A 13492-nucleotide genomic window follows, 5' to 3' on the forward strand; every position below is an offset into this window, starting at 1 on the left:
GGCCGCCACGGCTCGACGTCCGCCGGGTCGTGCTCGGCCGCGGCGGCGAGCAACTGGTGCGGCAGGTCGAAGACCGCCACGCCGGTGCCGGAGGAGCCGAGCACCGCGCAGCCCATCGCGCCCGCGGTGCCCTCGCCGCCGCGGCGGCCGTAGACGGCGGCCAGGAAACCGGGCATGGCCCCGTCGTGCCCCACGTGCAACACGCGCTGCGGCTGCGGCACCAGGATCAGGCCGAGCCCGAAACCGGCCACCCAGAGCGTCTCATCGGTGGTGGTGAGCGGCCAGCGCATCTCATCGAGGGTGGCCGGGGCGAGCACCGCGCCGGTCGAATCGAGCGCGGCGGGGTCGGCGAGGAAGGCCGCCCAGCGGGCCATGTCCGGGGCCGTGCTCCACAGCTGGGCGGCCGGGGCCACCGCCCCGAAGTCGGTCGGCGGCTCGGGGTGGGCCTCGTCGGAGTACGCGTCGACCAGGAACCCGGTCGCGGCCCGGTCGCCGGGCGTCGGGCCGGTGGCGGTCAGCCCCAGGGGGACGAGCACCCGCTCGGCCAGCACCTCCGCCCAGGTGCCGCCGCGCAGCCGGCCGACCAGCTCGCCGAGGAGCGCCATGCCGAGGTTGGAGTAGTGGTAGCGCCGGCCGGTCGGCAGCACCCGCTCGACCCGGGCCAGGTCGGCGAGCAGCTCGTCCACGCCGGGCGCGCGCAGCGAGTCCCAGACGTCGCCGTACGGCTCGCGTTGCAGGCCCGCGGTGTGCGACAGCAGCCGGCGTACCGTCAGCTCGCCGTGCGCCGGCAGGTCGAGGTGCCGGCCGATCGGGTCGTCCAGGTCCAGCAGGCCGTCGTCCCGGCACTGCATGACCAGCACCGAGGTGAAGGTCTTGGTGACCGAGCCGATCCGGAACACCGACTCCGGGCCGACCGGCGTGTCGTTGCCCGTGTCGCCCACCGCGCAGCTCCAGAGCGGGCGATCGGCCCGGTGCAGGGCGGCCGAGATCGCCGGCACCCGGCCCCGGGCCTGCGCCTGCCGCACCATCCGTTCCAGCCGGTCGTTCACGGTGATCATGCCAGCAGTGTAAGGAGCGGGCCGCCGTGGAGCCCTCAGCGGGCGAGCATCGGGCCGAGCGGGGCGCCGCCGAACAGGTGCGCGTGCGCGTGGAAGACCTCCTGGCCGGCGTACGACCCGGTGTTGAACATCAGCCGGAAGCCGTCCGCGAGCAGCCCCTCCTCCTCGGCCACCACGGCGGCCGTGGCCAGCACCTCACCGGCCAGGCCCGGGTCGCCCTGGGCGAGGGTGGCCACGTCCGCGTAGTGCTCCTTCGGGATGACCAGCACGTGGACGGGCGCCTTGGGGTCGATGTCCCGGAAGGCGAGGGTGGTGGCGGTCTCCCGCACGATGGTGGCCGGGATCTCCCCGGCGACGATCCGGCAGAACAGGCAGTCGGTTCCCATCCGGGCATGCTAAGCGCTGCCCGGACCCGCCGCGCCGCCACCGGCCGCGCCGGGCATGATGTCCGGCGTGACTTCTCGGGCGGTACTGGTGACGGGGGCCTCGCGCGGCATCGGCCGCGCGGTGGCGCGGGCGTTCGCGGCGGGCGGGGACCGGGTGGCGATCCACCACCGGGACTCGGCGGAGCTGGCCGAGCAGCTGCGCGACGAACTGCCCGGCGACGGCCACGTGGTGGTCCGCGCCGACCTGGCCGACCCGGACGCGGTCCGGGCGATGGTGGACGAGGCGGCGGAGCGGCTCGGCGGGCTGGACGTCCTGGTCAACAACGCCGGCGTGTACGGGCCGCGGACCTGCCGCACCCGGTCTTCGGCAACACCTATGAGCAGTGGCGCCAGCAGTGGCGGCTGGTGCTGGAGACCAACCTGACCGGGGCCGCCAACGTGACCTGGTGCGCCGCCCAGCACATGCGGGAGCGGGGCGGGCGGATCGTCAACGTCTCCTCCCGCGGCGCGTTCCGGGGCGAGCCGCAGCAGCCCGCGTACGGGGCGAGCAAGGCGGGGCTGAACGCGCTCGGTCAGTCGCTGGCCCTGGCCCTCGCCCCGTACGGCATCGCGGTGGCGACCGTGGCCCCCGGCTTCGTCGAGACGGACATGACCACCGAACACCTCACCGGCGAGAACGGTGCCGCCATCCGCGCCCAGAGCCCGTTCAACCGGGTCGCCCGCCCCGAGGAGATCGCCGCCGCCGTCCACTGGCTGGCCAGTCCCGAGGCGGAGTGGGCCTCCGGCACCATCGTCGACCTCAACGGCGCCTCCTACCTGCGCACCTGACCCCGCCGCTCGCGGCCCGGCACTCGACGCCCGGCACTTGAGGCGCGGCACTCAGGGCTTTGCACTCAAGGCCCGGTGCTCGATGCCCGGTGCTCGATGCGAGCGCTCGATGCGGGCGCGGACATTCCCTACGCACGCTTTGCTCTGCTGCAGCCCACGCAACACTCCCGGGCCGTGAGTGTTGCGTGGGCTGCAGCAGAGCAAAGGGCGTGCTGGAACTCCTCTGGCGGGCGGGGCGACTCACGCGAGTTGCGGGAGACGGCGGCATCACGTGCGCCGGACACACCGTAGTTTCCGGAACATCGTGTGGATCTTCAGCCAGCCGACCGGCGGAGACGGCGGGAAGGGCGGAGACGGCGAAGCTCATCACGCGGACGGCAAGCCGGCTGCGGACGCGCGGGTCACCAGCGCGCGAGGCGGGTGGCGAGGACGGCGAGGGCCGCCACGCCGGCCGTGGAGGTGCGCAGCACCGACGGCCCGAGCCGGACCGGGCGGGCGCCGGCCTCGCGGAAGGCCGACAGCTCGGCCGGGGCGATGCCGCCCTCCGGGCCGACCACCAGCACGATCTCGCCCGTGGCGGGCAGGTCGGCGGTGGTCAGCCGCTCCTCGGCCTCCTCGTGCAGCACGAACGCGCCGGCCGCCCCGGCGATCCGCCGGACGACCGTCTGGGTGGACTCGTCCGGGGACCCGGCCACCACCGGCAGCCAGGCCCGGCGGGCCTGCTTGGCCGCCTCCCGGGCGGTCGCCGCCCACTTCTCCCGGGCCCGTACGCCCCGGTCGCCGCGCCACTGGGCCACCGAGCGGGACGCCGCCCAGGGCACGATCTCGTCGACCCCGACCTCGGTCATCGCCTGCACGGCCAGCTCACCCCGGTCGCCCTTGGCGATGCCCTGTACCACCACGACACGCGGGACGGACGCGTCGGTGTACCCCCGGGAGGTGACCTGGAGGTCGAGGGTGCCCCTGCCGACGGCGGTGACCACCGCGGCGGCCGTGCCACCCCGACCGTCGGCCAGCAGCAGTTCCTCGCCGACCCGCAGCCGCTGTACGTTCGCGGCGTGGTGCCCCTCGGGGCCGTCCAGCGTCAGTGCGTCACCGGTGGGCAGCGCCTCCACCAGGAACAGCGGGGCGGACACGTCAGGCGTGCCCGTTGAAGGCGTCGCGCATCCGGGAGAAGAAGCCGCCCTGCTTGGTCAGCTCGGCAACCTCCTCGCCCCGGGTCTTGGCGAAGTCGCGCAGCATCCGCTCCTGGTCGGCGTCGAGCTTGGTCGGCGTCCGCACGTCCAGGTGGACGTAGAGGTCGCCGCGGCCGGTGCCGCGCAGGTGCGGCACGCCCCGGGCGCGCAGCCGCAGCGTGCTGCCCGGCTGGGTGCCCGCCTTGACGTCGACCGTCTCCTCGCTGTCCAGCGTCTTGATGGTCAGCCGGGTGCCGAGCGCGGCGGCGGTCATCGGCACGGTGACCCGGCAGTGCAGGTCGTCGCCCTTGCGGGAGTAGACGTCGTGCGGCCGCTCGCGGATCTCCACGTACAGGTCGCCGGCGGTGCCGCCGCCCGGGCCGACCTCGCCCTGCTGGGCCAGCCGGATCCGCATGCCGTCCTCGACCCCGGCCGGGATCTTGACGGTCAGCGAGCGGCGGGTCCGCACCCGGCCGTCGCCGGCGCAGGTCGGGCAGGGGTGCGGGATGGTGGTGCCGTAGCCCTGGCAGACGGTGCACGGCCGGGCGGAGACCACCTGGCCAAGGAAGGTCCGCTGCACCGACTGCACCTCGCCCCGGCCGCCGCACGCCTCGCAGGTGGCCAGGTGGGTGCCGGCCGCGGTGCCGGCGCCGGAGCAGGTGGTGCAGAGCACGGCGGTGTCGACGGTGATCGGCGCCTCGACGCCGAACGCGGTCTCGTGCAGGTCCAGCTCCAGCCGCAGGATCGCGTCCGCGCCCGGCCGGGTCCGCGGGCGCGGCCCCCGGGCGCCGCCCGCGGCGCCGCCGAAGAAGGCGTCCATGATGTCCTGGAAGCCGACGAACGGGCCGGCCCCGCCGGGACCACCCGGACCGCCGGCGCCCCCGCCGCCCGGCGCGAGCGGGTCGCCGCCCAGGTCGACGATCTGCCGTTTCCGGTCGTCCGAGAGGACCTCGTACGCGGCGTTGATGTCCTTGAACTTCTCCTGTGCCTCCGGGTCCGGATTGACGTCCGGGTGGAACTGCCGCGCCAGCTTGCGGTAGGCGCGCTTGATCTCGTCGTCGGAGGCCTCCCGGCTCACGCCGAGAATGCCGTAGTAGTCCCTGGCCACTGCGTTCCGTGTCCTCATGTTCGTCTCGCGTTGCGCCGGTCGGCGGCCGGAGCCGGCCGTCGGCCCTTACTGGTCAGTTCTGGGCCAGCAGCTCGCCCACGTAGCGTGCCACGGCCCGCACCGTGGCGATGGTGCCGGGGTAGTCCATCCGGGTGGGCCCGAGCACCCCGAGGCCACCGACGATGGTCGCCCCCGGTCCGTACCCGGTGCTCACCACCGAGGCGGCGCGCAGGTTGTCGATCTCGTTCTCGTCGCCGATCAGCACCCGGGTGGTGCTGGGCTCGGCCTCGCCGATCAGCTTGAGCAGCACGACCTCCTCCTCGAGCGCCTCAAGGATGGGGCGCAGCGAGCCCTGGAAGTCGAGCAGTCCACCGCGGGTGAGGTTGGCCGTCCCGGCCAGCGCGATCCGCTCCTCGTGCCGCTCCACCAGCGTCTCCAGCAGCACGGTGGAGAGCGTGGTCATGGCACCCCGCAGGTGCGGGGCCGACTCCTCGACCAGCGCCTGGACCAGCGGCGGGGTCTCCGAGAGCCGGCTGCCGACCAGCTTCTCGTTGACCAGCCGGCGCAGGTCGATGACGTCGTCGGCGGCGATCGGCGCGGGCAGCTCGACCAGCCGCTGCTCGACCCGCCCGGTATCGGCGATCATGACCAGCATCAGCCGGGTGGTGGAGATCGGCACCAGCTCCAGGTGGCGCACCGAGGAGCGGGCCAGGCTCGGGTACTGCACCACGGCGACCTGGCGGGTCAGCTGGGCCAGCAGCCGGACCGTGCGGTGCACCACGTCGTCCAGGTCGACCGCGCCGACCAGGAAGCGCTCGATGGCCCGGCGCTCGGCCGGGCTGAGCGGCTTGACCCGGGAGAGCCGGTCGACGAAGAGCCGGTAGCCGCGGTCGGTGGGCACCCGGCCCGCGCTGGTGTGCGGCTGCCGGATGTAGCCCTCCTCCTCCAGCACCGCCATGTCGTTGCGCACCGTCGCCGGGGAGACGCCCAGCTGGTGTCGCTCGACGAGGGCCTTGCTGCCGACCGGCTCCTGCGTGGCGACGTAGTCCTCGACGATCGCGCGCAGCACGGCGAGCTTGCGGTCGTCGAGACCCATCTCCCCACCTCCTGAAGCACCTCGACCCGCCGGTGGTCCGGGGCGGGCCGGGCACCTGGCACTCGACTGTAGCGAGTGCCAGTCTACGTCGGCGCCACCCCTGACGCGATGATCAGCGACGGACCACGGGGGTCCGGCCCGCCACCCAGCACGGCGCCAGAGCCGTTCAGCCGGACATCCCGGGCGATCTCGCTCTGGTGCCGCCTTGCGGGCAACCCCTACCGTGACGTCCATGACTGAACCACCTCGCCCTCCCGGAGCGGGGGACGCCGGCGCTCAGCCGCCGGACCCGACCCCGCCGTCGGCACCGTACGGCTCGTCGGCGGACGAGCCACCCACCGCACCACTGTCCGGGGCGCCGGGCGCGGGCGGCTATCCCCCGCCCGGTGGCTATCCCCCGCCCTCCGGCGGCCAGCCGCCGTCGGGTGGCTACCCACCTCCGGGCGGCTATCCGCCGCCGGGCGGCGGCTATCCGACCGGCGGCGCGTACGGCGCCAGCGGCGGCTGGGCCAACAACGAGGACAAGACCTGGGCGCTGGTCGCGCACTTCGGCGGCGCGGCGGCGATGTTCGTCAGCGGCGGCGTGCTGGGCTGGCTCCCGCCGCTGGTCGCCATGCTGGCCCGGGGAAACCAGTCGCCGACGGTGCGTCAGCACGCGGTCGCGGCGCTCAACTTCCAGCTGCTCTGGTCGATCGTCGGCCTGGTCGGCTGGGTCCTGGCCTGCATCGTGATCGGGTTCCTCGCGGTCGGCGCGGCGGTCATCATCGGCGTCCTGTTCGGCATCCTCGCCGGCGTCAAGGCCAACGAGGGCCAGCTCTACCGCTATCCGATGAGCATCAGCCTGGTCAAGTGACGCCCCGCCCGGCCGGCCCGCGGGTCGGCCGGGCGATCGGCGGTCAGGGCAGCAGGTCGCGGACCACCGCGTCAGCCAGCAGCCGGCCGCGCAGCGTGAGCACCGCCCGGCCGGCCGCGTACTCCGGCGCGGCCAGCAGCCCGCCGGCCAGGGCCCGCTCCGCCCCGGCCCGCCCCGCGTCGTCCAGCACGTCCAGCGGCAGCCCGGAGGCGAGCCGCAGCCGCAGCATGACGTCCTCCATGTGCGCCTCGTCGGGCGTGAGCACCTCCCGGGCCAGGCCCGGCGACCCCCCGGCGGCGAGCCGCTCGGCGTACGTCGTCGGGTGCTTGACGTTCCACCAGCGCACCCCGCCGACGTGGCTGTGCGCCCCCGGTCCGAGGCCCCACCAGTCGGCGCCGGTCCAGTAGAGCAGGTTGTGCCGGCACCGGGCCGCCGCCGAGCGGGTCCAGTTGGACACCTCGTACCAGGAGAAACCGGCCGCGTCGAGGGCGGCCTCCGCGGCCAGGTAGCGGTCCGCCGCCACGTCGTCGCTCGGGTACGGCAGCTCGCCGCGCCGCATCCGCGCGGCCAGCCGGGTGCCGTCCTCCACGATCAGGGCGTACGCGCTGACGTGGTCGACCCCGGCCGCGACGACCTGCTCCAGCGAGGCGGCGAAGTCCTCGGCGCGCTCCCCCGGCGTGCCGTAGATCAGGTCCAGGTTCACGTGGTCGAACCCGGCGTCGCGCGCCTCGAGGGCGGCGGTGGTGGCCCGCCCGGCGCTGTGCTTGCGGTCCAGGATCGCCAGCACGCCCGGCGCGGCGGACTGCATGCCCAGCGAGATCCGGGTGTAGCCGGCGGCCCGCAGCGTCTTCAGCGACTCCGGCGTGACCGACTCGGGGTTGGCCTCGGTGGTCACCTCGGCGTCGGCGGCGAGCCCCCAGGTGCGGTCGATCCCCGCCAGAATGCGGGCCAGGTCGTCGGCGGGGAGCAGGGTCGGCGTGCCGCCGCCGACGAAGACGGTGTCGACCCGTCGCGGCGGCGTGTCACCGAACACCCGGCCCGCGAGGGCCAGCTCGGCCAGCACGGTGTCGGCGTACGACTCGCGGCTGGCCCCGCCGCCCAGCTCGGCCGCCGTGTACGTGTTGAAGTCGCAGTAGCCGCAGCGGCTGGCGCAGAACGGGACGTGCACGTACACGCCGAAACCGCGCGCGCCGACCGCGCGGGTGGCGGCGGCGGGCAGCGACCCGTCACGCGGGACGGATTCACCTTCTGGAAGAGCGCCGGGCATGGCAACTAGTGTGCCCGGCATGACCTCTCCGGACGCTCTCGTGCGGGTCGCCACGGCCCGTGGGGTGACCACCCTCACCCTGGACAGCCCGCACAACCGCAACGCGCTCTCCACCCCGCTGATGACCGGGCTGCTGGCCGGGCTGGCCGCGGCGGTCGCCGACGACGCGGTCCGGGCGATCGTGCTGGACCACACCGGCCCGGTCTTCTGCTCCGGCGCGGACCTGAAGGAGACCGCCGCCGCGTACGCCAGCGGGACGGTGCCGGCCGGGATGCTCGGCGACGTGCTGGTGGCGGTGCGGGAGTGCCCGAAGCCGGTGCTGGCGAAGGTGGCCGGGCCGGCGCGGGCCGGCGGGCTGGGCCTGATCGCGGCGGCCGACCTGGCGGTCTGCGCCGAGGAGGCGACCTTCGCCTTCACCGAGGTGCGGATCGGGGTGATCCCGGCGGTCATCTCGGCCACCGTGCTGCCCCGGCTGAATCCCCGGGCCGCCGCCGAGCTGTACCTGACGGGGGACACCTTCGACGGCCGCCGGGCCGCCGAGATCGGTCTGGTCACCGCGGCCGTGCCGGCGGCCGGGCTGGACGCGGCGGTGGCCCGTTACTGCGACTCGCTGGTCCGGGGCGCGCCGCGGGCCCTGGCGGGCGCCAAGGAGCTGCTGCGCCGGCCGGCCCCCACCGACCTGCGCGCCGAGATCGCCGAGTTGGCCGCCCTCTCCACCGGGTACTTCCTCTCCGACGAGGGCCGGGAGGGCGTTCTCGCCTTCCGCGAGAAAAGGGACGCGGCCTGGGTGCCGACCGGGAACGCCGCCGGCTGACCACGGACGCTCGCGGTGGCCGAGTGGTGACGGAACGGGAGGCAACCGGTCGGACGACCCGGGCGGCGCTCCGGGGGACGTACGCTTGGCGGACTGTCGAACAGGAGGTGCGGGTGCGAACTCGGGCAATCGGGGCAGCCGGTGTGGTGGTGGCGGTCGTCGCCCTCCTCGGGATCTGGTTCGTGGCCCGGCACGTCGCGCCCCAGCTCCGCCTCCCGGCGGCCAGCCGCACCTGCACCGTCCAGGCCGACGGCCGGGTCGTGCTCGGCGCCGACCAGATGGCCAACGCGGCCACCATCGCGGCAATCGGCGCACAGCGCCGGATGCCCGAGCGGGCCGTGGTGGTGGCGCTGGCGACGGCGTACCAGGAGTCGCACCTGAAGAACCTCGCCCACGGCGACCGGGACTCGCTCGGCCTGTTCCAGCAGCGCCCGAGCCAGGGCTGGGGCACCGCCGAGCAGATCCAGGACCCGCGCTACGCGGCGGACCGGTTCTACGCGGCGCTGAAGAAGGTCAAGGGCTGGGAGGAGCTGCGGGTCACCGAGGCCGCCCAGCGGGTGCAGCGGTCGGCCTATCCCGAGGCGTACCAGAAGTGGGCGGACGAGTCGCAGGTCCTCACCCGCGCGCTGCTCGGCCATGCGACCGGCGCGGTGGCCTGCACGGTCGGGCCGACGCCGGCGATGCGCGGCCAGGCCGCCGCGGCCGCGCTGATCCAGGGGCTGACCCTCGACTGGGGGTTGCCGGGCGTGGCCTCCCCGACCGACCTGACCGGCCTGGCGGTGTCGGCGACGGACAGCCGCAACGGCTGGCGGTACGCCCACTGGCTGGTGTCGCACGCCGACGACCACGGCGTGAAGCGGGTCCGCTTCGGCGGCCTGGAGTGGACCGCCGAGCAGGGGACCTGGACCAAGGTGGCCGACGGGCGGGCGACCCCGACCCAGGTGCTGGCGGAGGTCTTCGCCGACACGTAGGCCGGCCAACCGGCCACGGTCAGGGGCGGCTGCCGGAGAGCCGGCGGCGGGCCTTCTCCCGGATCGGCTCGGGCAGCTCCGGGGCGTCCAGCAGCCGGGGCAGCAGCGCCGGCTCCAGGCTCGTCGCCCGGAACACCTCGCCGATCGTCACCCCGTGCGCCGGGCGCGCCACCACCTCGACCGGGTCGCCGGCGCCGACCTCACCCTCCCGCAGCACCCGCAGGTACGCCCCGGGCGCGGCCCGCGCGGTGAACCGCTTGATCAGGTCGGGCATCCCCCAGAAGCCGGCGAAGGTGGTGCACGGCGTGCGGGGCTTGGTGACCTGGAGCAGTGCGTCGCCGATGGCCCACTGCTCGCCGATGACCGCCCCGGTGACGTCCACCGCGTACGTGGTCAGGTTCTCGCCGAAGCCGCCGGGCCGGATGCCCCGGCCCAGCTCGGCCGCCCACCAGTCGGCGTCCTCCTCGGCGTAGGCGTAGACGGCCTGGTCGGGCCCGCCGTGGTGGGCCCGCTCGCCGATGAAGTCGCCGGCCACCCCGTCGACCCGCAGCAGCACCGGACCGTCGACCGGCCGCTTGTCGATGCCGCTGCGACCGCTCGGGTCGCCCGCCCACTCCGCCTCGGTGACCACGCCGAGGTTCACCGCCGCCAGCCTGCCCGTCATGGCGGTGAGCCGAGTCGGGCGCGGATCGGCGGGACAGCCGGTGATCAGCCCTTGACGGCGCCGGCCACCAGGCCGGAGACCATCCGGCGCTGCACCAGCAGGAAGAAGACGATCACCGGCAGGGTGAACAGCGTCGAGGCGGCCATGACCGACCCCCAGGCGGTGTCGTCCCGCCCGAAGAAGAAGGTCATCGCCACCGGCAGGGTGTACCTGTCCTGGTCGTTGATGAAGGTCAGCGCGAAGATCAGCTCGTTCCACGCGGTGATGAAGGAGAAGATGCTGGTGGCGACCAGCCCCGGGGCGACCAGCGGGAAAAGGATCCGCCGGAAGGTCTGGGCCCGGCTCGCGCCGTCGATGGCCGCGGCCTCCTCCAGTTCCTTGGGCACCGCCGCCACGAAGCCGCGCAGCATCCACACGGCGAACGGCAGCGAGAAGCCGAGGTAGGTGAGGATCAGGCTGGGCAGCGTGTTGTAGAGCCCGAGCCGCTGGATCATCAGGAAGAGCGGGATGACCAGCGCTTCCAGCGGGATCATCTGGACCACCAGCAGCAGGATCAGGAACGTGGTGCGCAGCCGGAACCGGAACCGGGCCACCGCGGTCGCCGCGAGCAGCGCGACCAGGCCGCTGAGCAGCACCGTCGCCAGCGCGACCAGGGCGCTGTTGAGGAAGAAGTCGGCGAAGGTCACGCCCGGGATCAGGTTGCCGGTGAGGATCTCCCGGTAGTGCTCCAGGGTGGGCTCCGCCGGCACCGGGCGCGGCGTGGCCGAGAAGATCTCCCGGTTCGGCTTCAGCGAGGTGGCGATCATCCAGTAGACCGGGAAGGCCGCGAAGAGCGCGACCAGCAGGCCGGCGCCGTTGAGGGCGAACTTCTTCACGACTCGTCCTCCTGCCGGAGCACCATCCGGACGTAGACACCGGTCACCACGAGCAGGATCAGGGTGAGGATGACGGCGATCGCCGCCCCGAGGCCGTACTTGGGCGGCGGTGAGAACGCCTCCGCGTACGAGTAGATGGAGAGCATGAACGTCGACCGGTCCTGGGTGCCGCCGGCCAGCACGAACTGCTGGGTGAACACCTTGAAGTCCCAGATCGTGGAGAGCACCACCAGGATGCCGAAGACCGGTCGCAGGGTCGGGAAGGTGACCGACCAGAAGACCCGCCACGGCCCGGCCCCGTCCACCCGGGCGGCCTCCTGCAGCTCGCTCGGCACGCTCTTCAGCCCGGCCAGCACGCTGACCGCGATGAACGGGAACGAGTGCCAGACCACCACCAGGGTCAGGATCGAGAAGAACAGCAGCGGATCGTTGAACCAGCCGTAGCCGGTCCAGTCGCTGCGCCCGAAGAGGGCGGTGGAGAGCCCGTCGGGAAGCTTGTTGAACAGCCAGGTGACCAGGCCACTGGTGTCGTCGAAGATCCACTTCCAGACGATGGTGCCGGTCAGCGCCGGGGTGGCCCAGGCCAGCATCACGCAGCTGGCGACGAAGGTGGCCATCCGCTTGCCGAGCCGGTTGAGCAGCAGCCCGACCAGGGTGCCGAGGATCATCGTCAGCACCACGTTGGCCGCGGCGAAGAGCACCGTGTTGCGCAGCACCGTACGGAAGAACGGGTCGCCGAGGATCTGGGCGTAGTTGTGGAACCCCACCCACGGCCACTCGCGGTCCCCGCGCAGCTGCCGGACGCTGTCCAGCTTGTAGAAGGACATGCCCACCACCTGGCCGAGGGGCCAGAGCAGCAGCACCCCGATGATCAGCAGGCAGGGCAGGAGCAGCAGGTACGGCAGGCGGTCGACGCGGCGGCGCCGCCGCGCGGGGGTCTCCCGCGCGGCGGCCTCGCCGGCGCTCTTGGTCAGTAAGCTCACTTGCTGTTCAAGATGCCTTCCATCTCGGTGGCCGCGTCGGCGGTGGCCTTCTCGACCGTCTTCTGACCCTTGATGACCGAGCTGTTCATCGCCTGGGTCACCGTCTTGGTCCGGCTGACCTCGACCCACTTCGGGGTGAGCGGGGTCAGCTTGGTGTTCTGCATGGTGGTGGCGAACGCGGCCATCACCTTGTCGTTGGCGTAGTTGCCGCCGCCGACCAGATCCTGGTAGACCGGGAAGAAGTTGAGGCTGCTGGCGAACTCCTGGTCCTTCTGCTTGCTCAGCAGGACGGTCAGGTAGTCCCAGGCCAGGGCCTGCCGCTTGCTGTCCTTCCAGAGGGCGATGTCGGAGCCGCCCGCGAAGGCCGGGGCCGGCTTGCCGTCCGGGCCGGGGATGGGGAACGTGCCCCACACCTTCTCGATCTCCGGGTTGTCCTTCTTCATCGCGCCGCCCTGCCAGCTGCCGGCGAAGGCCATCGCCGCCTTGCCGGTGGCGAACTGGGTACGGGCGTCGACCTCGTTCCAGCCGGCGGCGGCCGGCGGGGCGACCTTGTGCACGGTCACCAGGTCGGTCCAGAACTTGACCGCCTTCTGCGCCTCCGGCGTGTTGTAGCCGGACTTCCAGGTGTCGCCCTGCTTGGTGGCGATCTCGCCGCCGGCGGCCCAGAGGAAGGAGTAGAACGGCAGCTCGGAGTTGCCCGGCAGGGCGATGCCGTAGGTGCCCGGCTTCTTCGCCTGGACGGCCTTCGCGGTGGCGACCAGCTCGTCCCAGCTCGTCGGCGGCTGCACGCCGGCCTCGGCGAACCAGTCGGTGCGGTAGTAGATGGCCCGCACGCCGGCGTACCACGGCACGCCGTACTGCTTGCCGTCGAGCTGGGCGTTCTTGACCAGGTCGGGAAGGATGTCCTTGCCCTCGGACCAGCCGTTGAACTTGTCGGTGACGTCGGCGAGGGCCTCCTGCGCCGCCCAGCCCTGGGTCTCGGTGTTGCCGAGCTCGGTGACGTCCGGCCCCTCGCCGCCGGCGAGCGCCGCCTGGAACTTCTTCGGCGCCTCGAGCCAGGGGATGTACTGGACGACCACGTCCGTCTCGGGGTGCTTCTTCTTGAATTCGGCCTCGACTCCGTCGAGGAACTTGGTCTGGGCGTCGCCGCCCTCGCCCATTATCCAGACCGTCAGCTTGCTGTTGTCCGCGGCCTTGTCGTCGTCACCCGAGCCACCGCAGCCGGCGAGCACCATCGCGGCCGAGGCCACGATGGCGGTGACCGGCGCCAGCCGCTTCCACCTGTTCACGCCCATATCTCCCTCGCGCCGTCTGGCACTAACCTTCTGCGCCGCACCTTAGTAGGAAAAAATCCTTTACGACAGGGGGTAGTCGTGCGGACCGGGCGAGGCGACCGTATCGCAGGGGGCGGGGG

15 protein-coding genes are annotated in these 13492 nt (G+C 73.3%); 5 read left to right on the plus strand and 10 right to left on the minus strand.

The window, feature by feature from the left end:
• Both DKT69_RS07930 and DKT69_RS07935 read right to left on the minus strand, forming a co-directional pair.
• Positions 1-1058, minus strand: a 1058-nt coding sequence (locus DKT69_RS07930) for a serine hydrolase domain-containing protein (RefSeq protein ID WP_109800928.1), incomplete at its 3' end; no start/stop codon positions are given.
• A gap of 35 nt (positions 1059-1093) precedes the next feature.
• On the minus strand, positions 1094-1444 hold the full coding sequence (locus tag DKT69_RS07935) for a histidine triad nucleotide-binding protein (protein WP_109800929.1): 351 nt from the start codon (positions 1442-1444) through the stop codon (positions 1094-1096).
• Positions 1445-1511: 67 nt separating this feature from the next.
• Between DKT69_RS07935 and DKT69_RS40580 the strand changes: the two genes are divergently transcribed.
• Both DKT69_RS40580 and DKT69_RS40585 read left to right on the plus strand, forming a co-directional pair.
• Positions 1512-1868, plus strand: coding sequence for an SDR family NAD(P)-dependent oxidoreductase (locus tag DKT69_RS40580; RefSeq protein ID WP_255420188.1), 357 nt, complete (start codon positions 1512-1514; stop codon positions 1866-1868).
• On the plus strand, positions 1850-2272 hold the full coding sequence (locus DKT69_RS40585) for an SDR family NAD(P)-dependent oxidoreductase (RefSeq protein ID WP_255420189.1): 423 nt from the start codon (positions 1850-1852) through the stop codon (positions 2270-2272). Before DKT69_RS40580 ends, DKT69_RS40585 begins: the two co-directional genes overlap by 19 nt.
• 401 nt (positions 2273-2673) lie before the next feature.
• Here the strand turns inward: DKT69_RS40585 and DKT69_RS07945 are convergent, their stop codons facing one another.
• From DKT69_RS07945 to hrcA, 3 genes are all read right to left on the minus strand, one after another.
• Positions 2674-3408, minus strand: a complete 735-nt coding sequence (locus DKT69_RS07945) for a 16S rRNA (uracil(1498)-N(3))-methyltransferase (RefSeq protein WP_109800930.1) — start codon at positions 3406-3408, stop codon at positions 2674-2676.
• A 1-nt stretch (position 3409) separates the two neighbouring features.
• Complete coding sequence (dnaJ, locus tag DKT69_RS07950) at positions 3410-4555, minus strand: molecular chaperone DnaJ (RefSeq protein ID WP_201749535.1); 1146 nt, start codon at positions 4553-4555, stop codon at positions 3410-3412.
• Positions 4556-4628: 73 nt separating this feature from the next.
• Positions 4629-5651, minus strand: coding sequence for a heat-inducible transcriptional repressor HrcA (hrcA, locus tag DKT69_RS07955; protein WP_109800932.1), 1023 nt, complete (start codon positions 5649-5651; stop codon positions 4629-4631).
• Positions 5652-5883: 232 nt separating this feature from the next.
• Between hrcA and DKT69_RS07960 the strand changes: the two genes are divergently transcribed.
• Entirely contained in the window at positions 5884-6504 is a 621-nt protein-coding gene (locus DKT69_RS07960; RefSeq protein WP_109800933.1) for a DUF4870 domain-containing protein, read from the plus strand.
• Positions 6505-6547: 43 nt separating this feature from the next.
• Here DKT69_RS07960 and hemW read toward each other — a convergent pair whose 3' ends face one another.
• On the minus strand, positions 6548-7771 hold the full coding sequence (hemW, locus tag DKT69_RS07965) for a radical SAM family heme chaperone HemW (RefSeq protein ID WP_201749533.1): 1224 nt from the start codon (positions 7769-7771) through the stop codon (positions 6548-6550).
• A 19-nt stretch (positions 7772-7790) separates the two neighbouring features.
• Between hemW and DKT69_RS07970 the strand changes: the two genes are divergently transcribed.
• Positions 7791-8585, plus strand: a complete 795-nt coding sequence (locus DKT69_RS07970; protein ID WP_109800938.1) for an enoyl-CoA hydratase-related protein — start codon at positions 7791-7793, stop codon at positions 8583-8585.
• 107 nt (positions 8586-8692) lie between these two features.
• Positions 8693-9556 carry a hypothetical protein gene (locus tag DKT69_RS07975; RefSeq protein WP_201749534.1) on the plus strand — a complete coding sequence of 288 codons (864 nt, stop codon included), beginning with the start codon at positions 8693-8695 and terminating at the stop codon, positions 9554-9556.
• 19 nt (positions 9557-9575) lie between these two features.
• Here DKT69_RS07975 and DKT69_RS07980 read toward each other — a convergent pair whose 3' ends face one another.
• Genes DKT69_RS07980 through DKT69_RS07995 form a run of 4 tightly spaced genes read right to left on the minus strand, consistent with a single transcriptional unit; the run spans position 9576 to position 13367 of the window.
• A complete protein-coding gene (locus DKT69_RS07980; RefSeq protein ID WP_109800935.1) occupies positions 9576-10220 on the minus strand; it encodes an MOSC domain-containing protein in 645 nt (214 codons plus the stop codon).
• Positions 10221-10264: 44 nt separating this feature from the next.
• Positions 10265-11095: a carbohydrate ABC transporter permease gene (locus DKT69_RS07985; RefSeq protein ID WP_109800936.1), complete on the minus strand. Its 831-nt coding sequence runs from the start codon at positions 11093-11095 to the stop codon at positions 10265-10267.
• On the minus strand, positions 11092-12078 hold the full coding sequence (locus DKT69_RS07990) for a carbohydrate ABC transporter permease (RefSeq protein WP_109800937.1): 987 nt from the start codon (positions 12076-12078) through the stop codon (positions 11092-11094). Before DKT69_RS07990 ends, DKT69_RS07985 begins: the two co-directional genes overlap by 4 nt.
• Positions 12075-13367 carry a sugar ABC transporter substrate-binding protein gene (locus tag DKT69_RS07995; protein WP_109800940.1) on the minus strand — a complete coding sequence of 431 codons (1293 nt, stop codon included), beginning with the start codon at positions 13365-13367 and terminating at the stop codon, positions 12075-12077. Before DKT69_RS07995 ends, DKT69_RS07990 begins: the two co-directional genes overlap by 4 nt.
• Between the last annotated feature and the right edge of the window lie 125 nt (positions 13368-13492).

The organism is Micromonospora sicca (assembly GCF_003172935.1).
Taxonomy (GTDB): domain Bacteria; phylum Actinomycetota; class Actinomycetes; order Mycobacteriales; family Micromonosporaceae; genus Micromonospora; species Micromonospora sicca.

What these genes read in the sequence shown, in the direction of transcription:
- DKT69_RS07970 (WP_109800938.1), top strand. Translation starts at nt 7,791, where the DNA reads ATGACCTCTCCGGACGCTCTCGTGCGGGTCGCCACGGCCCGTGGGGTG.
- hrcA (WP_109800932.1), bottom strand. Translation starts at nt 5,651, where the DNA reads ATGGGTCTCGACGACCGCAAGCTCGCCGTGCTGCGCGCGATCGTCGAG.
- DKT69_RS07960 (WP_109800933.1), top strand. Translation starts at nt 5,884, where the DNA reads ATGACTGAACCACCTCGCCCTCCCGGAGCGGGGGACGCCGGCGCTCAG.
- DKT69_RS07935 (WP_109800929.1), bottom strand. Translation starts at nt 1,444, where the DNA reads ATGGGAACCGACTGCCTGTTCTGCCGGATCGTCGCCGGGGAGATCCCG.
- hemW (WP_201749533.1), bottom strand. Translation starts at nt 7,771, where the DNA reads ATGCCCGGCGCTCTTCCAGAAGGTGAATCCGTCCCGCGTGACGGGTCG.
- DKT69_RS07980 (WP_109800935.1), bottom strand. Translation starts at nt 10,220, where the DNA reads ATGACGGGCAGGCTGGCGGCGGTGAACCTCGGCGTGGTCACCGAGGCG.